The sequence below is a fragment of the Chitinophaga caseinilytica genome (assembly GCF_038396765.1).
Lineage (GTDB): Bacteria > Bacteroidota > Bacteroidia > Chitinophagales > Chitinophagaceae > Chitinophaga > Chitinophaga caseinilytica.
In genome coordinates, this window is sequence record NZ_CP150096.1 from 1,228,079 (window position 1) to 1,252,511 (window position 24,433).

22 protein-coding genes are annotated in these 24,433 nt (G+C 55.0%); 13 read left to right on the top strand and 9 right to left on the bottom strand.

Annotated elements, in window-relative coordinates; all coding sequences use genetic code 11:
• Positions 1-3: 3 nt before the first annotated feature.
• The 3 genes from WJU22_RS05300 to WJU22_RS05310 are packed head-to-tail and all read right to left on the bottom strand — an operon-like array spanning position 4 to position 969.
• Positions 4-276 carry a DUF4834 family protein gene (locus WJU22_RS05300; RefSeq protein WP_341842220.1) on the bottom strand — a complete coding sequence of 91 codons (273 nt, stop codon included), beginning with the start codon at positions 274-276 and terminating at the stop codon, positions 4-6.
• 50 nt (positions 277-326) lie between these two features.
• Complete coding sequence (locus tag WJU22_RS05305) at positions 327-692, bottom strand: TM2 domain-containing protein (RefSeq protein WP_126245992.1); 366 nt, start codon at positions 690-692, stop codon at positions 327-329.
• Positions 685-969, bottom strand: coding sequence for a DUF2752 domain-containing protein (locus tag WJU22_RS05310; RefSeq protein ID WP_341842221.1), 285 nt, complete (start codon positions 967-969; stop codon positions 685-687). Before WJU22_RS05310 ends, WJU22_RS05305 begins: the two co-directional genes overlap by 8 nt.
• Before the next feature lie 175 nt (positions 970-1,144).
• Here WJU22_RS05310 and rimP point away from each other — a divergent pair, with 175 nt between their 5' ends.
• From rimP to WJU22_RS05345, 7 genes are all read left to right on the top strand, one after another.
• Positions 1,145-1,609, top strand: a complete 465-nt coding sequence (gene rimP, locus WJU22_RS05315; protein WP_341842222.1) for a ribosome maturation factor — start codon at positions 1,145-1,147, stop codon at positions 1,607-1,609.
• Between the two features lie 13 nt (positions 1,610-1,622).
• Positions 1,623-2,870, top strand: a complete 1,248-nt coding sequence (nusA, locus tag WJU22_RS05320; RefSeq protein WP_341842223.1) for a transcription termination factor NusA — start codon at positions 1,623-1,625, stop codon at positions 2,868-2,870.
• Positions 2,871-2,998: 128 nt separating this feature from the next.
• On the top strand, positions 2,999-6,391 hold the full coding sequence (gene infB / locus WJU22_RS05325; protein WP_341842224.1) for a translation initiation factor IF-2: 3,393 nt from the start codon (positions 2,999-3,001) through the stop codon (positions 6,389-6,391).
• Between the two features lie 118 nt (positions 6,392-6,509).
• Positions 6,510-7,904, top strand: coding sequence for a peptidylprolyl isomerase (locus WJU22_RS05330; protein ID WP_341842225.1), 1,395 nt, complete (start codon positions 6,510-6,512; stop codon positions 7,902-7,904).
• A gap of 309 nt (positions 7,905-8,213) precedes the next feature.
• On the top strand, positions 8,214-9,941 hold the full coding sequence (locus tag WJU22_RS05335) for an amidophosphoribosyltransferase (protein WP_341842226.1): 1,728 nt from the start codon (positions 8,214-8,216) through the stop codon (positions 9,939-9,941).
• A gap of 188 nt (positions 9,942-10,129) precedes the next feature.
• A complete protein-coding gene (locus WJU22_RS05340) occupies positions 10,130-10,633 on the top strand; it encodes a SixA phosphatase family protein (protein WP_126245985.1) in 504 nt (167 codons plus the stop codon).
• A 212-nt stretch (positions 10,634-10,845) separates the two neighbouring features.
• On the top strand, positions 10,846-12,366 hold the full coding sequence (locus WJU22_RS05345) for a serine hydrolase (protein WP_341842227.1): 1,521 nt from the start codon (positions 10,846-10,848) through the stop codon (positions 12,364-12,366).
• Here WJU22_RS05345 and WJU22_RS05350 read toward each other — a convergent pair.
• Together WJU22_RS05350 and WJU22_RS05355 are read right to left on the bottom strand one after the other, a co-directional pair.
• A complete protein-coding gene (locus WJU22_RS05350) occupies positions 12,363-12,749 on the bottom strand; it encodes an acyl-CoA thioesterase (protein WP_341842228.1) in 387 nt (128 codons plus the stop codon). The genes WJU22_RS05345 and WJU22_RS05350 overlap by 4 nt on opposite strands.
• The gene (locus WJU22_RS05355; RefSeq protein ID WP_341842229.1) at positions 12,746-13,648 is read right to left on the bottom strand and encodes an S-adenosyl-l-methionine hydroxide adenosyltransferase family protein; all 903 of its coding nucleotides are present in this window, start codon (positions 13,646-13,648) and stop codon (positions 12,746-12,748) included. The genes WJU22_RS05350 and WJU22_RS05355 overlap by 4 nt, the downstream gene beginning before the upstream one ends.
• A gap of 634 nt (positions 13,649-14,282) precedes the next feature.
• Between WJU22_RS05355 and WJU22_RS05360 the strand changes: the two genes are divergently transcribed.
• The gene (locus tag WJU22_RS05360) at positions 14,283-14,741 is read left to right on the top strand and encodes a hypothetical protein (RefSeq protein WP_341842230.1); all 459 of its coding nucleotides are present in this window, start codon (positions 14,283-14,285) and stop codon (positions 14,739-14,741) included.
• A gap of 3 nt (positions 14,742-14,744) precedes the next feature.
• Here the strand turns inward: WJU22_RS05360 and WJU22_RS05365 are convergent, their stop codons facing one another.
• Together WJU22_RS05365 and WJU22_RS05370 are read right to left on the bottom strand one after the other, a co-directional pair.
• Positions 14,745-15,380: a MarC family protein gene (locus tag WJU22_RS05365; protein ID WP_341842231.1), complete on the bottom strand. Its 636-nt coding sequence runs from the start codon at positions 15,378-15,380 to the stop codon at positions 14,745-14,747.
• Complete coding sequence (locus tag WJU22_RS05370; protein WP_341842232.1) at positions 15,377-16,699, bottom strand: APC family permease; 1,323 nt, start codon at positions 16,697-16,699, stop codon at positions 15,377-15,379. Before WJU22_RS05370 ends, WJU22_RS05365 begins: the two co-directional genes overlap by 4 nt.
• Before the next feature lie 127 nt (positions 16,700-16,826).
• Here WJU22_RS05370 and aspA point away from each other — a divergent pair, with 127 nt between their 5' ends.
• The 5 genes from aspA to WJU22_RS05395 all read left to right on the top strand — a co-directional run bounded on the left by aspA (position 16,827) and on the right by WJU22_RS05395 (position 22,494).
• Entirely contained in the window at positions 16,827-18,233 is a 1,407-nt protein-coding gene (gene aspA / locus WJU22_RS05375) for an aspartate ammonia-lyase (protein ID WP_341842233.1), read from the top strand.
• A 14-nt stretch (positions 18,234-18,247) separates the two neighbouring features.
• Positions 18,248-19,309: a type II asparaginase gene (locus WJU22_RS05380; protein ID WP_341842234.1), complete on the top strand. Its 1,062-nt coding sequence runs from the start codon at positions 18,248-18,250 to the stop codon at positions 19,307-19,309.
• A 37-nt stretch (positions 19,310-19,346) separates the two neighbouring features.
• Positions 19,347-20,687: an anaerobic C4-dicarboxylate transporter gene (locus WJU22_RS05385; RefSeq protein WP_341842235.1), complete on the top strand. Its 1,341-nt coding sequence runs from the start codon at positions 19,347-19,349 to the stop codon at positions 20,685-20,687.
• 19 nt (positions 20,688-20,706) lie between these two features.
• The gene (locus WJU22_RS05390) at positions 20,707-21,900 is read left to right on the top strand and encodes a porin (protein WP_341842236.1); all 1,194 of its coding nucleotides are present in this window, start codon (positions 20,707-20,709) and stop codon (positions 21,898-21,900) included.
• A 105-nt stretch (positions 21,901-22,005) separates the two neighbouring features.
• Positions 22,006-22,494: a VOC family protein gene (locus WJU22_RS05395; RefSeq protein ID WP_341842237.1), complete on the top strand. Its 489-nt coding sequence runs from the start codon at positions 22,006-22,008 to the stop codon at positions 22,492-22,494.
• Here WJU22_RS05395 and WJU22_RS05400 read toward each other — a convergent pair whose 3' ends face one another.
• Entirely contained in the window at positions 22,495-22,953 is a 459-nt protein-coding gene (locus WJU22_RS05400; protein ID WP_341842238.1) for a low affinity iron permease family protein, read from the bottom strand. It abuts the gene before it with no gap.
• A gap of 4 nt (positions 22,954-22,957) precedes the next feature.
• Positions 22,958-24,418 carry a sigma-54 dependent transcriptional regulator gene (locus tag WJU22_RS05405; RefSeq protein WP_341842239.1) on the bottom strand — a complete coding sequence of 487 codons (1,461 nt, stop codon included), beginning with the start codon at positions 24,416-24,418 and terminating at the stop codon, positions 22,958-22,960.
• Positions 24,419-24,433 lie beyond the last annotated feature (15 nt).

Below are 24,433 nucleotides of genomic sequence, written 5' to 3' on the forward strand. Positions count from 1 at the left end.
GGATTATTTGATTTCCTCGAAGTCGATGTAATCGCCATCGTCGCGCTTGCGCACGGGTTCCTGTGCCTGGGGAGGTACCTGCGGCCCGGCCTGCTGCTGTTGTTGTTGCTGGCGTTGCTGTTGCTCGAACTGCTGGCGCATGGCGTCCTGCATGTCGCGCATCTGGCGGCGCACCTGCTTGGTGCCACGGTAAACCGGAACGATGAATTCGAAAATCAGTTTATATAAGAACCATATCGCGAGGATATAGAAAAGTAATCTTAATAGCGATCCCATCCCGCAAAGATAGCAGATACCCCCTTTTTTTACCCGGTTTTAAGATTTTTTTAACGATCCGTCCAGGTCCTGCTGAGCATGGCCGCTACTTCCAGACTAACTTGTTTGTTATATTCCCAGGTGAGCTTGCGGTAATTCACGGCGTCGATGATGGTGCCGATGAGGCAGAACCCGAAAGTTACGACGAACAGGATGCCGAGGAGGATCTGGTCGAGCAGGAAACGGTGGATGCCGTTGGGGCCGATGAGCCCGACGAGGCAGGTCAAAAGGATGGTTTGCGGGTCTTTTCGGCGGGATTGATACAGGAACAGGAATTTTTTCCGCGTTTCGGGGTCGAATTTTTTGGTCAGCTCTTCGAGCCAGATCATTTCTTCCTGGTCGATGCCGGGAAGGGAAGCGTAATAAAAGTTATCCATGTCGGAAAGAATGAATTTGCGATTTGGTCAATTGTCCGATCCGCCAGAGCAGCACCGCCAGTACGGGGGCGCCGAGCTTGTGGGCATTCCAGCTTTCCTGCCAATGGGCGTGGAAAAGGTGGGAAATGGAATGGCCGAGTCCGCAACCGGGGCATTTCCCGAGCCCGATCCATCGCCAGACGCAGAGGCTGGGAAGGTCCGCATGCGGGTCCATGCACGCGAGTAAAACGAGGCCGGCCGTCCAGGCCACCAGTTCTGGCTGAATGCGGAGAATCATGCGGATGGGAAGTTACGGCAAATGAAGCGGACTACCAATTACAAACTTTAATCATATGTCTGGTATTGGGTTTGCGTGAAAGAAATAGTTTTTGAAATGAAAATAAATGCTAATTTTGTAACGGAATAAAGATTCAAATGAAGGGGACGATGGGAGTCCCCTTCTTCTATTTTGTATGGCAAACGAACAAGTTACGGCGCGGATACAGGAAATGCTGGACGCGCTGCTGGCCGACAGGCCGGAATATTTCGTGGTGGATATCAGGATCAAGCCTACCAATAATGTGAAGGTTTACGTGGATGCTGACAGCGGCGCGTCGATCGACAAGCTGGTGTCGCTGAACCGGCAATTGTACCCTCAGCTGGAAGCGGCCGGTCTTTTCCCCGACAATGATTTTTCGCTGGAAGTGTCTTCACCGGGGCTCGATGAGCCTTTGAAGACGCATCGGCAATTTGTGAAGAACGTGGGCCGGAAGGTGGAGGTGACTTTGCTGGACGGGACCGTTAAAGAAGGAAAGCTCACGGCGGCAACCGAAGAAGCGCTGACCCTCGAGGAAACGGTAGGGAAAAAGAAAGAAATCATAGTATCTAACATCAATTTAAACGAAATCAAGCACACAAAGGTGTGCATCGTGTTTTAAAATAATATATAACATGGCTAGTATTAACCTGATTGAGTCATTCACCGAGTTTAAGGAGGCCGAGAATATCGACCGGCCAACGCTGATGAAAGTGTTGGAGGACGTGTTTAAGACCCTGTTGCGCAAGAAGTATGGCTCAGATGAGAACTTTGACGTGATCGTAAATACTGAGAAAGGTGACCTGGAAATCCTCCGCCGCCGCACCATCGTGGAAGATGGTACCGTAGAAGACGAGAACGCGCAGGTTGCTTATTCCGAAGCCATTTTGATCGAGCCGGATTACCAGGTAGGTGAGGATTTGTATGAGGAAGTGGAAATACTGGACTTCGGGCGGCGCGCCATCCTGGCAGCGAAGCAAACGCTGACCGCCCGCATCGGCGACCTGAAAAAGAACATCCTTGTAAAGAAATATGGTGACCGTGTGGGTGAGATCGTGACCGGGGAAGTTTACCAGGTGTGGAAAAAAGAAGTTTTATTATTGGATGATGAAGGGAATGAACTAATATTGCCTAAATCCGAACAGATACCGACGGATTATTTCAAGAAAGGTGAGAACGTGAGAGCGGTCGTGAAGAAAGTGGAACTGAAGAATAACTCCCCGCTGATCATCCTTTCCAGAACGCATCCCTCCTTCCTGGCCAAACTCCTCGAAATTGAGGTTCCGGAAATTTTCGACGGCCTTATCGTGATCAAAAAGATCGTGCGCGAGCCCGGCGAAAGAGCCAAAGTTGCCGTGGAATCCTATGACGACCGTATCGACCCCGTAGGTGCCTGCGTGGGTATGAAAGGAAGCCGGATTCACGGCATCGTTCGTGAACTCCGCAACGAGAACATTGACATCATCAATTACACCGCCAATATCCAGCTCCTGATCCAGCGTGCCCTCACGCCCGCCCGCATCAGCCGGATGGAAGTGGATAATGAAAATAAGTACGCCTCCGTTTACCTTAAACCCGACCAGGTATCACTGGCCATCGGTAAAAAAGGCGTCAACATTAAACTGGCCTGCGAATTGACCGGATATGAAATCGACGTATTCCGCGACGAAGAACAGGAACAGACAGAATTTGACATCGACCTGGAAGAATTCTCCGACGAGATCGAACCCTGGATCATCGACGAGCTGAAACGCATCGGTTGCGACACCGCCCGCAGCGTGCTCGACCTGACCGCCGAAGAGCTGGTTCGCCGCTCAGACCTCGAGGAGGAAACCGTAACGGAAGTGAGAAGGATCCTCCAGGAAGAATTTGAAAAAGAATAAGCCTTCCGCTACACCCTTCCCATAGGGTTGGCTTTTTTGATTGCAGAGATATTTGAGTTATTGTTAAAATGTTAAAAGATTTGCTCCGCCGGTTGGTGGGGATTAAACGGGAAGGACGAGAAAACGATATGCCTGAAGTAACAAACAACACACCGAGATTGCTGGCCGCAGCCAAGGAATTCAACATTGGCAAGGAAACGCTGATCGATTTCCTAGCCGGTAAAGGCTATGATATGGATGGATTCGGTTCTCCCAACGCCCGTCTCACCGCCCAGATGTATCACGCGCTGCAGAATGAGTTCCAACAGGATAAGGCCAACAAGCGTAAAAGCGACCAGATCGCTTTGCCGAAAGGAACGGTGTTAGACGCAGCCAAGAAGAAGGAGAAGGAAGAGGCAGAACTGGCAGCGAAGAAAAAAGAGGAAGCAGACGCAGCCGCCAAAAAAGCGGAACCCGCGCCCGCCAAACCGGAACCCGCTCCCGCGCCCCAGCCTGAGCCCGCTCCCCAGGCGGCCCCCCAACCGGAGGCCCGCACAGAGCAGCCTGCGCCCAAGCCGGAACCGGCCCCCGCTCCCCAACCCAAACCCGTAGCCGAAGCCCAACCCGAGCCCAAACCCGAACCGGCCCCCGAGCCGAAGGAAAAGGCGCCCGAACCCAAAGCCGAGAAAACGGAAGAGGTCGTGAAACCGGAATCGCCCAAGATCAACGGTCCCCGCATCATGGGCACCATCGATCTCGAAGCCCTCAATCCCGCCAACCGCAAGAAAGCCGCCAAACCCGAACCGGAAGAAGAAAAACCGGCCCCGGCCCCCGCTCCCCAGGAGCCCAAACCTGCCGCTGAAGCCAAACCTGAGCCCAAGCCGCAGCCCGCTCCCGAGCCTAAAGCCGTAAAGGAAGAAGCTCCCGCCCAACCGGCCCCCGCACCGCAGCCCGAAAAGCCTGCCGCCGAAGCCAAACCGGAGCCCAAACCCGTAGCCGAAGCCAAACCCGAACCGAAGCCGGAACCCAAACCCGCCGCTAAAGAAGAAGCCGCACCCGCTCCCGCCCCCAAAGCGGAATCAGCACCCGCAGCAGCTCCCGAAGCTCCCGCCGCCCCCAGCACTCCTGACGCCGGCGGCAGCGAAGAAGCCGGTTCCGTGATCGAAAATATCCAGGCCACCCGCCTCTCCGGCCCCAAAGTGATCGGGAAGATCGAACTCCCCGTTTCGCAAGACCGTAGAGACAATAAAGGCGGCTTCAACAAAGACGAAAAACGTAAGCGCAAGCGCATCGTTATAGAAAAGAAACCCGAGCCCATTAAACCCGGCGAATTCGCCCGCGAAGGCGGACAGCCAGGCCAGCGCGGCCCCGGTCAACATGGTGGTGGCCAGCAAGGCGGCCAGCATGGTGGCAACCGCGGCCCCGGAGGCCCCGGCCAGCGCGGCCCCGGCCAACACGGCGGCCAGCAGGGCAATCGTGGTCCCGGCGGTCACCGGGGCAACCGTGGCCCCGGCGGTCATCAGGGTAATCGCGGCCCCGGCGGCGGCCATCAAGGCAACCGCGGCCCCGGCAACCGTAACCAACGGCCCGGTCAGGGTAACTTCGGTCAGGGCGCTCCCCGCGGACCGCAAGACCGTGAAATCGATAAGAACGAGATCCAGAACAAGATCAAGGAAACCATGGCCAAACTGGGTGGCAACACCCGCGGAGGCAAAAACTCCAAAGCCAGCCGCCGCCGCGATAAGCGTCACGAAATGGCAGAACGCGAGGCCATGAATTCCGCAGACGGCAACAAACTGCAGGTAACCGAGTTCCTCTCCGTGAGCGAACTGGCCACCCTGATGGACGTTTCCTTCGCAGAAGTGATCTCGAAATGTATGGGTCTCGGTATCATGGTATCCATCAACCAGCGTCTCGACGCCGAGGTGATCGAGCTCGTATCCGGAGAATTCGGGTATGAAGTGGAATTCATCGGGATCGACGATGCTACCGACGACGAAGAAGACGAAGTTGAAGACGCTCCGGAAGATCTGGAACCGCGCGCTCCCATCGTGACCATCATGGGCCACGTAGACCACGGTAAGACCTCCCTGCTCGACTATATCCGTAACGCGAACGTGGTAGCCGGTGAAGCCGGGGGCATTACCCAGCACATCGGTGCCTACCAGGTAACCACCTCCTCGGGCAAGAAAGTAACCTTCCTCGATACCCCGGGTCACGAAGCCTTTACGGCCATGCGTGCGCGTGGTGCCAAAGTGGCCGACATCGCCGTGATCGTGGTGGCGGCAGACGATGCCATCATGCCCCAGACGCGTGAGGCTATCTCCCACTCCCAGGCCGCCGGCCTGCCGATGGTATTCGCCATCAACAAAGTGGATAAAGACGGCGCCAACCCTGAGAAAATCAAGGAACAGCTTGCCGGTATGAACATCCTCGTAGAAGACTGGGGTGGTAAATACCAAAGCCAGGAAATCTCCGCTAAAAACGGTTTGAATATCGACGTCCTGCTGGAAAAAATCCTGCTGGAAGCCGAACTGCTCGACCTGAAAGCCAACCCGAACCGCGAAGCATCCGGTACGGTGATCGAAGCTACGCTCGACAAGGGCCGCGGCTACGTAACCACGGTGCTCGTGCAGAACGGTTCCCTCAGCCAGGGAGATACGATCCTGTCTGGTTCCCACTTCGGCAAGATCAAGGCCATGTTCAACGAACGCGGACAACGCGTCGAGAAAGTAGGCCCTTCCGCCCCTGTTCAGCTGCTCGGCCTCAACGGCGCGCCGCAGGCAGGTGAGAAGTTCAGGATGTACGAAGACGAATCCGAAGCGAAAGACCTCGCCAACCGCAGAGCCCAGATCGTCCGCGAACAAGGTATCCGTACGAAGAAACACATTACCCTCGACGAGATCGGCCGCCGTCTTGCCCTCGGCAACTTCAAGCAGCTGAACCTCATCATCAAGGGCGACGTGGACGGTTCCGTGGAAGCACTGTCCGACTCCCTGCAGAAACTGTCTACAGAAGAGATCGTAGTGAGCGTGGTATTGAAAGGCGTAGGTCAGATCACCGAATCCGACGTACTGCTGGCTACCGCATCCGACGCACTCGTGATCGGCTTCCAGGTGCGCCCCTCGCTCAATGCAGCACGCCTCGCCGAGAAAGAGAATATCGAAATCCGCACCTACTCCATCATCTACGACGCCATCGACGAGCTCAAATCCGCGATGGAAGGGATGCTGGAACCGAAAATCGAGAAAAAGGTTACCGCGAACGTCGAAATCCGTGAAACCTACAAATTCGACAAGGCTACCGTTGCGGGCTGTTTCGTGCTCGATGGCAAACTCTTCCGCAATTCGCGCATCAACCTCGTTCGCGATGGTATCGTAGTACACACCGGCGAACTGCAATCACTGAAACGTTACAAAGACGACGTGAAAGAAGTGGTTTCCGGCATGGAATGCGGTCTCTCCATCAAAAACTACAGCGACCTCAAAGTCGGCGACATCGTCGAAGGCTTCGAAGAAGTGGAAGTTAAACGTACCCTCTAAAATCCAGTTGCGGCGGGCATCACCGCCCGCCGCAATTCCGAAATTTTTGTTAAATACATTAGCCGTCTTTGTGCGGCTAATTTTTTATCAGTTACTTTGAGAAGACAGTAACAATTATATGAATAAAATCGTCATATCTTCCTTCGGCGCCATGCTCCTCTTCCAGGTAGCAATAGCCCAACAGCAGAAGATCGTGGCCGACAAGATCGTCGCCAAGGTGGGGGAAAAGATCATCCTTCAGTCCGATATCGAATCGGCGCTGGTGGATATGCAGCAGCAAGCCCTGGAAGGCCAGCCGCTTCCTCCCAACGCTAACTGTGCCGCCATCGAACAGATCATCGCACAGAAGATCCTGGTGCTCCAGGCCGAGCGGGACTCCCTCCCCATCTCCGAATCCGACGTGGAAGGCCGTATCGAATCCCAGATCCGCTGGGCCGAACAGCGCTACAACGGGCGTGAGAACATGACGAAAGTTACCGGCTACACCATTTACCAGCTCCGCGAACGCTTCCGCGACGCTATCCGCGAAAACATGCTCGCCAAAGCCATGCGCGACAAAATCGTGAACTCGGTAAAAGTGACGCCCACAGAAGTCAGGAACAATTTCGAGAAAATACCGAAAGACAGCCTTCCGTTCTATGAATCGGAGCTCGAAGTAGGCCAGCTCATCATCCTTCCCAAAGCCAGCCGCGAAATGGACAAATACGCTTACGACAAGCTGATGGACATCCGCGCACGCGTCGAAAAGAAGGAAGGTGAATTCGGCACCTTCGCCAACCTGTATTCAGAAGACCCGGCCGTTCGTGAGAACAGCGGTATCTATCCCCTCAACCGTTACGACAAAAACTGGGACCCCGAGTTCCTCTCCGCCAGCTTCCGCCTGCGGGAAGGGGAAATGTCGAACCCCGTGAAATCGCAATTCGGCTACCACCTGATCAAGATGCTGAAACGCGCGGGCGACAACGTGACCGTGCAGCACATCCTCATCAAGCCGAACGTAATGAACACCGAGATCGGTCATGCTATCCAGAAACTGGACACCGTTCGCGCGAACATCATTGCCGGTAAAATGACCTTCGGTGAAGCTGTTTCCAAATACAGCGACGACCCCATGGCCAAGTTCAGCGGCGGTATGCTCACCAACCCCATGACCAACAGCACTTTCATCACCATCGACCAGCTGAACGACCCTACCACAAAGGATATCGTAATGCTGCTCGATTCACTGAAACCCGGTGGCGTTACCAAACCCATCGAATATACCGACGAACAGGGCCGTAAAGGCGTTCGCCTCGTGTACCTGAAAACACGTACCGAGCCCCACCGCGAGAACCTGAGCGACGATTACTCCCGCATCCAGCAGCGCACGCTGCAGGAAAAACAGGCACTGGCCCTCAGCAAATGGCTGGTAGACAAAGTGCCGACGTTCTATGTGCATGTGGAAGAAGAGTACAAACAGTGCGAAAACGTGTCGAAATGGTCGGCCGCGAGCAATACGATGGCCAGCAACTAAGCGAAATCCAGCAATTTATGATACGATCCCGGCGTCTACAGCGCCGGGATTTTTTTTAACGTTTCCATGCCAGTCAAGCCCCCGGCCCGTTTGGTCCACGTTTCCCCTGCGATGCACTTGCAAAGGGCATTCCCGCGAATGCGGCCGTTTGATAATTAAAGCGTAACTTTGCGACTTCAATTTTACGGTATGAGTGATGCGATAAAGCATGAATGTGGACTTGCATTCATAAGATTAAGAAAACCATTCAGTTATTACCAACAGAAATACGGAACGGTTTTCTACGGCCTGAATAAGCTGTACCTTCTCATGGAAAAGCAGCATAACCGTGGACAAGACGGTGCAGGCCTTGCCACTGTAAAATTACACACCGAGCCCGGGGTGCCATTCATGCACCGGATCCGGAGCGCACAGCCGCAGCCCATCGGCGACGTTTTTGGTAAAGTGCGCGACGAAATCGCAGAAATAGAGAAATACCAACCCGAGATCACCCGCTACCCGGGCCTCATGAAAGGGCACGTCCGATTCCTGGGGGAACTGCTGCTGGGGCATCTCCGCTACGCCACCCAGGGCAAAAACGACGTCGACCTTTGCCATCCCTTCGTTAGATACAATACCATCCCCGCCCGCAACCTCACCATGGCCGGTAACTTCAACCTGGTGAATGTGGACGAGCTGTTCAGCTTTACGAAAGTTTCACCCGGCGAAAAGCATAAGAACAGTGATCTGGCGGCCATGCTCGAAGTGGTGCACCACTTCCTCTGCAAAGAGGACGAGGAGCGGCAGAACGGGCTGGACGTGAAGAACATCCTCAAACAGGCGTTCTCCATGTTCGACGGTGGTTACCATGTAGGAGGGCTCATCGGTTCCGGCGACTCTTTCGTTATCCGCGATCCGCACGGCATTCGTCCTTCGTATTATTATGTGAACGAAGACGTGATCGTGACCGCTTCCGAGCGCGCGGCCATCCGCACCACTTTCAACGTGGGCGAAAATGAAGTGATGGAACTGATGCCCGGAAACGCCCTCATCGTAAAGGAAAACGGCGAATACTCCATCGAAGAGATCATCCCGGCCCGCGAGCGCCGCGCCTGCTCCTTCGAACGGATCTACTTCTCCCGCGGCAACGACGAAAAAATCTACAAAGAGCGCCACGCACTGGGATATCACCTTTCCGAAACCGTGCTCAAAGCCATCGATAACGATCTTCGCAATACCATCTTCTCCTTCATCCCCAACACCGCCGAAGTAGCCTTCTACGGCCTCATCAAAGGGCTCGAAGATTATCTCAACCGCATTAAGGTGGAAAGGATCATGAGCTGGGGCAAGGATTTCGATGAAGAAAAACTCAACGAAATGGTGAACCGCCGCGTCCGGATCGACAAGATCGCCATCAAGGACGTGAAAATGCGGACCTTCATCACCGAAGATTCCAGCCGTAACGAAATGGTGCAGCACGTGTACGACATCACCTACGGAACCGTCCGGCCCGGCACAGACACGCTGGTAGTGATCGACGACTCCATCGTGCGTGGTACCACCCTCCGCGAAAGCATCATCAAAATGCTCGACCGCCTCGGCCCGAAACGCATCATCGTCATGTCGTCTGCCCCGCAAATCCGCTACCCGGACTGCTACGGCATCGATATGAGCAAAATGGGCGAGTTCGTCGCCTTCCAGGCCGCCATCGCACTGATCCGCGAGCAGGGCAAGGAATACATCCTGCAGGAAGCTTACGGCCTGGCGAAAGAACTGGAGCGCACCAACACACTGAACGCCCAAAACGTAGTGAAAAACGTCTACAAACCTTTCACGCCCGAGCAGATTTCCGCGAAAATCGCAGAGATCATCACCCCGCCCGGCATCGAAGCGAAAGTGGAAGTGATCTATCAAAACATCGAAAGCCTGCACGCCAGCTGCCCCAGCAACCTGGGCGACTGGTACTTTACCGGCGACTACCCCACTCCGGGCGGAAACCGCGTGGTGAACAAGGCTTTCATGAACTATATGGAAGGAAAGAACGAAAGGGGATACTGATCCCTGGACGGTTTACCGATATTTTCCAGACGGGCCGGAGCGCGAAAAGCGTTCCGGCCCGTTGATTTTCAGGGCGTTCGTGTGGGCTTTTCCGTGGTTTCGATTGTTAAATTTCCTTTAATTGGCGTGTTTTGTGCCAAAAACCCGTATTTTAGGATAGTGTTTGTTTTCAATTACTTACAATGTCTATGAAAACATTGTTATTGATCCGCCACGCAAAATCCAGTTGGAACGACCCGGACATGGACGATTTTGACCGGCCTCTCAACAAACGCGGTAAACAGAACGCCCCAGAAATGGCCATCCGGTTGCTGGGCCGCGGTTTACTGCCCGAGCTGGTCATTTCAAGTCCTGCGAAACGGGCGCGCACAACGGCGCGTATCATGGCCAAAGAATGGAATTATCCCCGCGAGGCCATCCTCCTCGAAGAGGAGCTCTATCTCTGCTACGCTTCCACTTTCCTGAAGCATATCACCCGCATCGACGATGATTTCAACATCGTCGCCATCTTCGCCCATAACCCCGGCATCACCGATTTCGCCAACTATCTCACGGAAGAAATCCGTATCGACAATGTTCCCACGGCAGGAGTTTTCGCCATCTCGGCCGACACGGAAAAGTGGGAAGACTTCGATCGCGCCCCCAAAAAATTCCTGTTTTTCGATTACCCCAAAAGCGAAGAAGCCGTTTAATCCTCCCGAAACATCCTGAAAATTTGACATATATTTATAGTGTGAGGCTGTATCTTTTGCGCGTCCCGGTCGTCTTGTAGCTACGAAACCCGCGGTTTTTAATTTGTGTATTTGCGCGAATAATTCGAAATCGCATGGTTTAAGGACATTTACATATAGAACTTGATTGGCTGCGTGTCAGAATTGCAGCATCCCGATAAAATCCGAAGCACATGAAACAACTCTTATCCCTGGTATTGGCGCTCACTTTCCTGCAGGCGAACGCCCAGCAGCGCACGCGCACTTTCCTGGCCGACAGCCTGGACAATTACATAATTAAAGCCATGGATGAAGGGCAGATCCCGGGTGTGGCGGTGGCCATCGTCAAAGACGGAAAGGTAGTTTTGATGAAAGGATACGGGGTGAAGGAAGTGGGGAAAACGGATAAAGTGGATAGCAACACCGTGTTCATGATCGGTTCCAATACCAAGGCGTTTACCGCCACGGCGCTCGCGCAGCTCCAGGCCGAAGGGAAGTTGCAGCTCAACGATCCCGTCCGCAAACACCTCCCCGACTTCCGGCTTCACGACCCCTGGGTGTCGGAACACGCCATCATCCGCGACCTGCTCAGCCACCGGCTCGGTTTTTATACCTTCCAGGGAGATTTCATGTTTTTCGATTCCGACCTCACGGTAGCGCAGGTCCGGGAAAGGTTGGCGAAACTGGAGCCGCCATTCGGCTTCCGTACCACCTGGGGCTATTGTAATGCCGCTTTCCTCACTGCGGGGGAGATCATTCCGAAAGTAACGGGCAAAACCTGGGCGCAATTCCTGAAAGAGAAATTCTTCGAGCCCCTGGGCATGCGCAACACCATCGCCACTTCGGCCGAAATCCCGACGGTGAAAAACATTGCTGCTGCGCACTCCGTTTTTCTCGGCGAACTGAAGAAAGTCCCCTACGGCAATCTGGATAACCTCGCGCCGGCGGGCAGTATCGGTTCTTCGGTAGCGGATATGTCGCACTGGGTGAAGGCGCTCCTGGCCGGCGGGCGATACGAAGGCCGCGAAGTGATTTCCGGTGACGCGATCATGGAAACCCGGCTGCTGCACTCGAGCCTCGGGGAAGGCGGGCACGCTTTCAACCGGAAGCAATTCAATTTATACGGCCTCGGATGGTTCACCAATTCCTACGAAGGCCGGCTGATCGTAGAACACACCGGCGGCGTCAACGGTTTTGTGACGGCCGTACGCCTGCTGCCCGAAGAAAACCTGGGCATCGTGGTGCTCACCAATACCGAATCCAACAACTTCTATAACGATCTTACAGATGAGCTCACCGACGCAATGCTCGATCTTCCCTTCCGCAATTACGCCCGCAAATCGCTGGACGAACAGCGGGAAGAACTCGCGGAAGTGAAAAAAACACTGCAACAGATCCGGGAGGAAATTGCGGCGAAACCGAAACTTTCCGTGCCTTTGACGGCGTTCGTTGGAAATTACGAACATCCTGTTTACGGCAAAATGAACATCCGTATGGAAAAAGACGGCCTGGCGATGCGGTTCGAGCATCACCCGAACCTGGTCGGCAAACTCTATCCCAAAAAGGAAGACGAATTCTGGTGCTTCTACAATCTTACCATGTACGGCATTAAGGAAACGCACTTCACAGTGGAGGCCGATAAAGTGAAAACCGTGACGATCCGCGTATCCGGTTTCGTGGAAAGCGCGCCCTACGAATTCCGTAAGCTGGACTAGGCTTCCAGCGGTACGGGGCGCTTGTACTCGTCGATCGCTACGAACGTGAACGTGCCGCTGATGGCGCGGTATCTTTCGTCGGAATACATTTCCTCTACGAAAATCTCCACCAGCACCTGCAGGCTCGTGTTGCCCGTGTGCGTCACGCGCCCGATCAATTCCACGATCGTGCCGGCGGGAATGGGTTTTTTGAAATCGATCTTGTCGGAAGATACGGTCACCATGCGTTTGCGCGCGTAGCGGGTGGCGGTGATGAAGGCCACTTCATCCATCAGCTGCATGGCCGTTCCGCCGAAAAGCGTGTCGTAATGATTGGTCGTATTGGGAAACACGGCTTTGAAAATCCGGGTTTCCGACTGTTGTATTCTTGATTCGTTCGTCATCTTGCTTTTTTAACTTTTTCCACCTCGATCCGCCAATCCGCGCCGCTGCCGATCTGGTATTTATACGCGAAACTGTCTTCGTTCACCGCGATGGACAATTGCAGTAAACTATTCGTATAGGCGAGCAAGTTACCCGGCGAAACGGCGGAGAACGTGGTCACGAAAGGCATGGTGGCCTGGTACCGGAAAGAGGTGCCTTTATATATGGAGATCTTCAGGATATCGCCGTAATGGACGTCGAGCAGGTTGAGCTCCTTTTCGCCGATGTTGGTCCAGACGTTGCCGTATTGGACATCGAGGATGGGAATGTTGCCGAGGATTTTGTTCCCGGAGACTTGCGCTTTCTGGTAGGGAATGGTGACTACGGAATCCGGGAGGCGCGGGCCAACGGAGTCGAACGGGATTTTGCCTGCGGCGAGGCGCGCGCCGGTGTACGCGTACACATCGCGGCCGTGGAAGGTGTAGGATTGACCGGAGCCGGGCAGCCGGTTGCGGGATTCGTCGATTTCGCGGATGGCATCCAGGCCGAGGTGTTCCGCTACGAGCGTGAGGGTGCCGTTGTCGGGCGTCACGAAGTAGTGGCCGGATTTGGTTTTCAGCACGACAGATTTGCGCGACGAGCCCACGCCGGGGTCGATCACGGAAACGAAGACGGTACCTGCGGGCCAGTAGGCCGCCGTCTGGTAGAGGCGGTAGGCGGCTTCCCAGATGTTGTACGGAGGGATTTCGTGGGTAAGATCGAATACGGGCAAAGCGGGAGACACACCGAACGCAACGCCTTTCATCGCCGCCACGGCGCCGTCTTTCAGCCCAAAATCGGTCTGCAGCACGAGGGCGCGCTGCGCGAAAGCGATCGCCGGCAGCAGGCATACCATCAACAGGAATAAGATCCGTTTCATGCAAACAAATTACGCATATTGGAGGAAACGACCGTTCGCGCTACCCGCAATTACCTCCGGAAATGGGACTTTTTCAGGTTCGCTCCAAGTCCCGGATTCGACCGATAACAGCCATAACACGGATGACACGATTTTAACCCGAGGTACGTAATGCGGCCAAAAAAATCAAGTCGATAAAATAAATACCTGCATGTCAACGTTTTGCTAACATATTTGCGGAATTTCCGTTCTTTTTGCGATCATATTTTAACCGAATATTTACTTTTGATTCAATTTCCGGTTAATTCATGTTTCACACGAAAATGGTAAAATGGCGCAGGTTGAACGACTTACAGCGATTTATCCTTATTTTCGTTTTTATTCGATTTTCGATGAAACCGCCTGAATCAGGCGGTGGATTAACTGGTAAGATGCAGTCGCCCTAAGTCGTTAAGTGGATTTTTAAATTAGAAGGTTTCCGTACAAACAAATTAGTCCCTGCCGTTGTTCTTTTGGGTAATCCCCAAAGGAAATTTCCGACCGATCGGACTATTATTGATGTATAGACAGACATGGGATGGTATCTCTCCAGTAATAAAAGCATGGAACTTTTTTTATTCCTTATATGAATATCAGGGAATACATAGATAATGGAATGGTTGAAAGTTACGTACTCGGACTTTCTGATCCCGACGAGCGCGAGGAGATGAGGAAGCTTGCCCGTGAGTATCCGGAACTTGAAACCGAATTCGACGAAGTGGAGCGCGTGATCCAGCAGCTCCTTTTCGAAGAAGCCGTATTGCCGCCTGCTACCCTTCGCCACCGCACGCTTCAGCCGCTCGACTGGGCAGATACCAATACGGAGAAGGAAGGGAAGAAACCGAATTATACTTTCATCAACATCGCGCCGAACCAGAACCAGTACATCACGGTACACCGCGTCTGGAAATGGATTTTCATTGCGGCGTTCCTGTTGTTCAAAGCTTGTCTTTTCCTCGCCATCTATTTTTACTTCAAATACCGCCAGGTGGAAGACCGCCAGGAAGAGCGCGAGAAAATCCGTAAGGAACAAATGCAACTGGCTCCGCAAACCCGCGCGGCGCAAGGCTTCTAGTTATCACTGGCTCCCCAGCCTGATCCCTTCATTCACACCTGCCAGTAACATCTGCACGCCCAGCACGGCTAAAATCAAGCCCATCATTTTGGTGATGACTGTCATGGTATTATTCCCCAGTAACCGCACGATGTGCCCGCCAGACAGGAACAGCAAATACGCGATATAGCACAGCACGCCGTAAACGACGATCACGATGACCGTATGCCATTTATCGGCAGACGCGGCATAGTTCATGGCGGTGGTGATAGTGCCCGGGCCGGCCATGAGGGGCATGGCGAGCGGGGTAACGGCTACCGAAATGCCGGGGTCGCCTTCTTTGGCGTCGATACGTTTTTCGGGATGGGGTTTGTCTTCGAGGATCATCCTGTAGCCCACAACAAACAGCAGGATGCCGCCTGTGATGCGCAATGCGGGAAGGGAAATGTTGAAGAGATGCAGGATGGAATTCCCCGCCACGCTGAATACCACGATGATGATAAACGCCACGATGACGGATTTCAGCGCAATTTGCCTGCGTTGGGCCGGCGTCATGTAATCGGTAAGGTCCAGGAAAACGGGGACGTTGGCGATGGGGTTGACGATGGAAAAGAAACCCATGAACACGGCCGTCGCGAACCCGATATAGCTGCCCGTCATGGTGCGTCTTTTTTCGGATGAACGATGTTGGGCTTTACTTTCCGCCCGGTAGACAGGCGTATCAGCCATTCGGCCAAAAACGAAAACACGAGGAAGATCCCGGTAACGAGTAAGTGCCGCGGTGCGCCGGTGGCGTCTACGATCACGACCAGTATCACCGTTCCGCAGCTGACGATCGCCGCCAGCCACGCGATCCACGGCGTGGCTTTCGTTTCTTTCAGCACCCGGAGATGGCCGATATTGACGGCGCTGTAGCAAAGCAGCATGGCCATACCGCCGAGGGATGCGATCACGGAAAGGTCGAATAGCATGATCAGCGCAATGATGCAGACGCCGGTGATGGCGAGCCCCTCCGTGCCGCGGCCCCACAGATGTTTCTCGAAAGCCTTCGGCAGCGTGCCGTACGCGGCCATGACGTACGAATTATTGCCCGTGGAAAAGAGATTGGCGTTGATGGCCGTGATGCTCGACACCAGCGCGGCTACAGACACGATCACGAACCCGGTGTTCCCCAGCATGGGGCGCGCAGCTTCGGCCAGGGCGGTTTCCTTTGCAGCTACCACCTGGTCTGCACTGAGGTTCCCGAACACGACGATCGCCAGCACGATGTACACGCCGGTCACCAGCAGAATGGTGGTCATAATGGCCCGGGGGAGCGTTTTGGCGGGATTGTCGATATGCTCCACGGCGCCGCTGATCACGTTGAAGCCGGTATAAGCGAAGAAAGTGACGGCCACGCTGCTGAGGAGACTGCTGGGGGCCAGGTGCGCTGGGAAGGCGAGGTTTTCCGGCTGGATGGTATAAAAACCGAGGATGGCGAAACCGAACAATACGGTCAGTTTCACAGCCACGAAAATTTTCTCCACCCGCGCGAACGCGGTGACGCTCACGAAGTTGAGGACCACCAGCGCCGCCACGATGCCCGCGGCGGTGAGGTTCTGCACCCAGTCTGCACCGCCGTGGCCCAGCAATACGGCCGCATAAGCGCCGAAGGATTTAGCGACTACGGCAGACAGTACGATCATGCTGACGTAATAAAATATCCCCATCCCGCCGGAGTAAATGTTCACCCCGTAAGCCTGTACCAGGTATTCGAGCACCCCGCCGTTAGACGGGTAGCGCGCGCCCAGGCGGGCAAAGGAATATCCGCAAAGGATGGTGATGCCTCCGGCGATGAGGAAAGACAGCCAGGTGGCCGAACCTACGATGGCGCCCGTTTGGCCCAACAGGGCAAAAATGCCCGCGCCGATCATGGCGCCGATCCCCATGGATATGGCGGCGGAAAGGGAAAGATTGCCCTTCTTGGTCTTTTTTACCATTTGAGGTGTATGTTCTTAAGTAATGCGGAACACTACAAATTGTTCATTCTCCGCTTGTAAACAAATTCCGCCGCCGCACTGTTTTAATGGAAACGAATTTTGCACAAACACTCTCAATCCCCCTATTATGGCACAACGCAGAGAACATGACTTTTTAGGCGAACGCGAAATCCCGGCCGACGTGTATTATGGAATCCAGACCCTCCGGGCCATCGAGAATTTCCACATCACCGGCATCCCGCTGAACACGGAACCCCTGTTTGTCCAGGCCCTCGCATATGTGAAGAAAGGCGCCGCCATGGCCAATGCAGAGCTCGGTGCGCTCGATAAGAACATCGCGGAGCATATCATAAAAGCCAGCGACCGGGTGATCAACGGCGAATTCGATTCCCAGTTCATCACCGACCTCATCCAGGGCGGCGCGGGCACCAGCGTGAATATGAACGCCAATGAAGTGATCGCCAACGTGGCACTCGAAATGATGGGCAAAAAGAAAGGTGAATACGATTTCTGCCATCCCAACAACCACGTCAATTGCTCGCAATCCACCAACGACGCCTACCCCACCGCGTTCCGCATCGCGCTGATCAATAAACTGTCGTCCTACAAACAAAGCCTCGCCGCGCTCGCAGAGTCGTTCGACAAGAAAGGCGACGAATTCAAACAGGTCCTCAAAATGGGGCGCACCCAATTGCAGGACGCGGTGCCCATGAGCATGGGCGACGAGTTCAAAGCCTTCGCCACCACCATCCGCGAAGAGCTGGCCCGTGTCGAGGAAAGCAAACGGCTGATCTCCGAGATCAACATGGGCGCTACGGCCATCGGTACCGGCGTGAACGCGCCCGACGGTTATGCCGAGCTCGTGACGAAACATCTCGCCAGGATCACGGGCCTGCCGCTGGTGTTGGCCAGCGACCTCATCGAGGCTACGGTAGACACGGGCGCGTACGTGCAGTTGTCGGGCGTGCTGAAACGCACGGCTGTGAAGGTTTCCAAGATATGTAACGATTTACGCCTGCTCTCCTCCGGCCCGCGTTGCGGCCTCAACGAAATCAATCTGCCACCCATGCAGCCGGGCTCGTCCATCATGCCGGGCAAAGTGAACCCCGTGATCCCCGAAGTCGTGAACCAGACGGCGTTTTACGTGATCGGGCAAGACCTTACACTGACCCTCGCCGCCGAAGCCGGCCAGTTACAGCTGAACGTGATGGAACCGGTGATCGGTTTCGCGCTGTTCACGTCCATCACCTATATGACGAACGCCTGCAACACCCTCCGCGAAAAATGTGTGGATGGGATCACAGCCAACGCGAAGCATACCCAGGAAATGGTCATGCAAAGCATCGGTATCGTAACGCAGCTCAACCCCATCATCGGTTACGAACAATCGGCCGCCATTGCGCGCGAAGCGCTGGAAACGGGCAAGTCGGTACACGATATCGCGGTGAAGGAAAAGAAACTGGTGACGCAGCAAAAGTGGGATGAGATATTCACGTTCGACAATATGATCCGCCCCAAATTCATTAACAGTTAATTGTTGTTGTGCTTATGAAAAACGTATTGTTGCTATTGCTGGCAAGCACCTGCTGGATGCTGCGCCCTGCCCGCGGACAGAACGCCAATTTACCCAATGTCGTGATCCTGGCAACGGGCGGCACGATAGCCGGGGCAGGGGAATCCAGCGTGGGAACGGCCTACACGGCCGGGAAACTCCCGATAGACGACCTGTTGAACGCCGTACCGGAAGCGCGGAAGATCGCCAATCTCCGGGGCGAACAAGTGGCCAGCGTCGGCAGCCAGGCCATGCACGACAGCGTGTGGCTGAAGCTCGCCCACCGCATCAACGAGCTCGCGCAGCGCAGCGATGTGGACGGGATCGTGATCACGCATGGTACAGACACGGAAGGCGAAACGGGATTCTTTCTCCAGCTGACCGTCAAAACCACCAAACCCGTGGTACTCGTGGGCGCGATGCGCTCCGCTACCGCACTGTCGGCCGACGGGCCGCTCAATCTCTACAATGGCATCGTGGTGGCGGCGAACAAAACTTCGGCAGACCGCGGTGTGCTTGTGGCCATGAACGATTACATCTATTCCGCGAGAGACGTCACCAAAACCAACACCACCAACGTTTCCACGTTCCAGGCGCCGAATACAGGCCCGCTGGGCGTGGTGATGGACGGGAAGGTGGAATTTTATCACCGCATCATCCGCAAGCATACGCACCAGACGGAATTCGACGTGAGCAAGGTGAATTCCTTGCCAAAAGTCGATATCTTGTACGGGTACGCCAATACGAATCCCGTGCTGGTAGACGCATTGGTGAAAGACGGCGTACAGGGCATCGTGATCGCGGGTGTGGGGAACGGCAACCTTTACCCTACCGTGGAAGAGCGCGTGAAGAAGATCACCCGCCAGGGCATCGCGGTAGTGCGCTCCAACCGCACCGGCAGCGGCCGCGTGCTGTTGAACGCAGAAACGGACGACACCGCATTGGGTACCATCGCGGCAGACGACCTCAATCCGCAGAAAGCCCGCATCCTCCTGCAGTTGGCATTACTGAAGACGAAAGACACGAAGAAGATCCAGGAAATGTTTTTTGAGTATTGACATCGCTTCCAACATAACAACCACGTAAAAAGAAAACATGATCTGGATCCAATTTGCCATTCTCCTGGTGGCTATCCTCATCGGCGCCCGCATGAAAGGTATCGGCCTGGGCGTGATGGGCATGGCGGCCCTTGCCCTTTACCTTTTCGTATTCCGCATGCGGCCGGCAGAGCCGCCTATAGACGTGATGCTCATCATCCTCGCCGTGGTTTCCACAGCGGCCACCATGCAGGCGGCCGGCGGGATGGATTACCTTGTTCGCATCGCGGAAAAGATACTGCGGAGCAAACCATCGATGATCACGCTGCTGGGCCCGCTGGTGACGTTCGCGTTCACCCTCTTCGCGGGAACGGCGCATATCACGTATTCACTGCTGCCTATCATTTCGGAAGTGGCTACCAAGAAGCGCATCCGGCCGGAAAGGCCCCTGAGCATATCGGTGATCGCCTCGCATCTGGGCATCACGGCCAGTCCCATTTCCGCGGCAACGGCGGCCATGATCACCATCCTGGCCGGTCAGATCGAACTGGTGCATATCCTGAAAGTATGCATCCCCGCCTGTATTGTCGGCATTCTCTGCGGCGTGGCGGTGGTGTGGAAGAAGGGGAAGGAACTGGAGAAAGACCCTGTGTTCCTGGAGAAAATGAAAGATCCGGAATTTGCGCGGGAGCTGGATGCGCACTCCGCGTCTGACAATACCCCGCTGAAGCCCGGCGCCAAGATATCCGTGATCATTTTTGCCGTGGCGGTACTGCTGATCGTACTGGTAGGGGCTTTCCCGTCGATGTTGCCATCGTTCGAGCCCGGTGCCGCGAACCTTTCCGTGAACGCGAACGGTACCATCAAAATGGCGGCGGTGATCGAACTGGTGATGCTGGGCGCCGCGGCGCTGATGCTCCTGTTCACCAAAACTTCCACCACCGACGTGGCCAAGGCCAGCCTGTTTACCGCAGGTGCGCAGGCCGTTGTGTCGATTTTCGGGGTGGTGTGGATGAGCGCCACTTTCATGGAAGCGAATTCCGCCGCCATCGAAGGTGCGTTGGGAGATATGGTGAAAGCCGCTCCGTGGACGTTCGCCATCGCCCTGTTCCTGTTGAGCATGCTGCTTTTCAGCCAGGCCGCCACTACCAAGGCACTCATGCCGCTGGGCGTGTTGCTGGGCATCGCCCCGATGAACCTCGTGGCCATGTTCCCCGCTACCAATGGCGATTTCGTGCTGCCGGGCTACCCCACGCTGCTGGCCGCTATCAACTTCGACCGCACGGGCAGCACCTATATCGGGAAATACCTCATCAATCATAGTTTCATGTTACCGGGGCTCGTGGCCGTGTCGGCGAGCGTGGCCTCGGGGTTCCTGTTTGCCCACCTATTCTGGTAGAACCCTAAAAAACCGATGTATGAAGAAAAGCCGTACCCTTCTCTGGCTGCTGCTCCTCCTGCCCGCTGCGCTCATGGCGCAGGTGCACGAACGGCAGACAGACGATACGTCGATCCACAGTGTCCCATTTATCCCGGTCAGCAAACAGTCGCTGTTGTCGAACGTGGACGTGATCGCTAACATGCAGATGTCTTTCCAGAACGAATTCAGCGAAGGCACCTACCAGCAGTCCCGCTTCGTCATGAACCAGTTCCGGCTGGAAATCCGCGGGAAGGTGCACGATAAGGTATATTTCCGGTTCCGCGACCGGTACACCCGTGGCGTGGTGCCGCAAACGATCGATAATATCAGCCGTAGCACGGATCTGGCTTTTCTTCGGTTCGACGCGAACGACAGCTGGAGCATTTACGCCGGTAAACTGTGCGCCGACTGGGGTGGGTTCGAGTTCGACGCCAATCCCATCGAGATTTACGAGTATTCCGACATCATCGAGTACGCCGACAATTTTCTGGTAGGCGCGGGCGTTTCGTATATGTTGCCCGACAAGCAGAACCAGTTCACCGTTCAGCTGCTGAACAGCCGTACGGCGAGTTTCACGGAATTGTACGATACTACCGCGCTGCCGGGCATCAAACCGGCGAAGTTCCCCTTCGCGGGGGTGCTCAACTGGCGCGGCAATTTCGGGAAATTCAGCACGTTGTGGTCGTACTCCGTGTTCCGCGAAGCCGAAAACGAATACATGAATTACCTGGCGCTGGGGAACCAGTTCCAGACCGGGAAGTTCCACATCCAGTACGATTTCAAATGGAGCCGCGAAGCGCTCGACCGGAAAGGCATCGTTTCAGGGATCACCGACAACATGGGCATCAAGCACGCGTATCGCGCCAGGTACATGAGCCACTGGGTGCGGCTCGACTGGCACCTGTCCTCCAAAGTCAACCTGTTTTTCGTGGGCATGATGGACGACGCTTACTGGAAACCTTCAGGGACCACGTTGCCGGCGAACACGTCTACCAACAAGTTGCGGACGGCGTGGGGATATATTCCCGGAGTGGAAGTGTATCCGTTCAAAAACCTGAACCTCAAAGTGTTCGGGACTTTCATCGGAAGAAAATACGTGTATACCGATTACGCGAAATCGAATTTCGGTATGGCCAACACGGATAACTACCGTGCGTCGATCGGAATTATCAGCCCATTGGTCATCTTATAACGTACGGAACGGATCCTGAGCGCCGGCGGTTTTATCAGCGGACAAACAACACATCGCAGGCAGGAGGGATCCGTTTATCTTTGTATCAAAAAGAACCAACTTTACATGAGCTATACCGTTCCTGCGGCCACTACCATCGGCCATGTGCACCTGAAGGTCTCCGACCTGCAGCGTTCCCTCGATTTTTATTGCGGATTACTGGGATTTGAACTGATGACGAAGTTCGGCGACCAGGCGGCTTTCATTTCCGCCGGCGGCTATCATCACCACATCGGCCTCAATACCTGGCATAGCAAGGGCATGCCGCCCGCGCCGGAGAATGCCGCAGGCCTTTATCATGTGGCCATCCTCTACCCTACCCGGAAAGACCTGGCGGAGATTTACAAAAGGCTCACCGGCGCCGGGGTGGCTTTCACCGGCTTCGCCGACCACGGCGTGTCGGAAGCGCTGTACCTCAACGATCCGGATTTGAACGGACTGGAACTGTATTGGGACCGCCCGCGCGAGCAGTGGCCGAAAGATGAAAACGGGAACCTGACCATGTACACCCATCGCCTCGATATCAGCGATCTGCTGCACGAACTGGAGCGATAATTACTGGATTTTCAGTTTGTCTTTGCTCTTTTCCATCGCCTCGTCGATGGAATGGGATTTCCGTATGTCGAGGTGATGCTTGGTGTCTTCCGCCAGCTTGGAATAGAAATTATGCAGGGTGTTCAGCTCTTCCTCGGAGATCGATTCCACGTCTATCAGGCGATTGCTGGCCGTTTTGGTGCAGGCAATCAACTCGTTGAGTTTCAGTTGGATGGATTTGGAATCCTTGTTCTGGGATTTCTGGATGATGAAAACCATGAGGAAGGTGACGATGGTAGTGCCGGTGTTGATGACCAGCTGCCAGGTGTCTGAAAACCCGAACAGCGGGCCGGTGACGGCCCAGGCGATGATCACGAAGAAGGCGATGATAAAAGCCCAGGGGCTGCCGGTGGCGGACACGGCTTTGCCTGCGAACCGCTCGAACAGCGGTACTTTCTTGTTTGCTTCTTGCTGCTGCATAATATTAGTAATTGATGTTCAGCAGGCGCAGCTTGTTGTAGAGGGTTTTCCGGTCTATATTCAATAACTGCGCGGCTTTCGTCTTGTTGTACTTCACTTCTTTCAGAACGTTGATGATCTTGTTGTATTCCGCTTTCAGGGCTACGGATTTGAGATCATTATCGTCCAGCATCGGGAAGTTGGGCTCGTCTGCCCCGTCCCCGGGAACGGGTTCGATGCCGGAAGAAGTGATGGGTCGCGTCATTTTACCGGCTTTCATTTCCAGCGGCAGCGCGGCCATGGAAATTTCTTTTCCGGCGGGCGTGAGCAGGCTCGCGCGGCGGATGACGTTTTTCAGTTCACGGATATTGCCCGGCCAGTCGTAGTTCCGGAAACATTCCCAGACTTCCTCGCTGAGCGTGGCTTCGGGCTTGTTCAGCTCCCTGCCGGCCTGCGCCAGGAAAGCGTCTACGAAAGAGCGGAGATCGTCGCCACGGTCGCGCAGCGGCGGAATATGGATGGTGAATTCGTTGAAACGGTGGAAAAGATCTTCCCGGAATTTGCCTTTCTGCACGGCTTCGAACAGGTTTTCGTTGGATGCTACGATCAATCTCACATCCACCGCGATTTCTTTCATGCTGCCTACGCGACGGATCTGTTTTTCCTGGATGACGCGGAGCAGGGCTACCTGAACGTCGTAGGGAAGGTTAGCGATTTCGTCGAGGAAGATGGTGCCACCGTGCGCCTGTTCGAACGCGCCGATCTTGGTGCCGATGGCGCCGGTGAATGATCCTTTTTCATGACCGAATAATTCGCTGGCGGCCAGCTCGCGCGAAAGCGCGCCACAGTCGATCGGGATGAACGGCTGGTTTTTGCGGCTGCTGTGGTCGTGGATGAGGTGGGCTACGGATTCCTTGCCGGTGCCGGTTTCCCCGAAAATGATCACGCTGTAATCTGTAGGGGCCACGAGGGTGAGCTCGCGGATGAGCTGGCGCGAAGGGTCACTTTCGCCGTACACGTATTGCTCGCCGGTCCCGGTGCCGCCGGAGGGTTGCAGGCGCTGGGCGTCCTGTTCCCGGACGGGCGCTGCGGGAGCCGCATGCACGGGTTGGGGCATGGCGGCGCCGGGGCTTTCCAGGGCCTTGTTGACCAGGGCCAGGATCTCATCGGGATATAATGGTTTAGAAATGTAATCGTATGCGCCGTTCTTCACCATGTCTACCGCGATGCGGACATCGGAATAGCCCGTGATGATAATAACGACGGTTTGCGGATTGAGGGTGCGGATATCATTGAGCAGCTGCGACCCGTCCGTGTCTTTGAGCCGGTAATCGCAGAGCACCAGGTCGAAGGGCGCTTCTTTGAGCAGCTTCAGGGCGCCGGCGCCCGTCATCGTACTTTCTGTCTTAAAGCCATGCTTGCCCAGGAATCGGCTGAGCAGGGTACAAATGTTTATTTCATCATCAACAATGAGGATTTTCTTCATATTCGATATATGTTG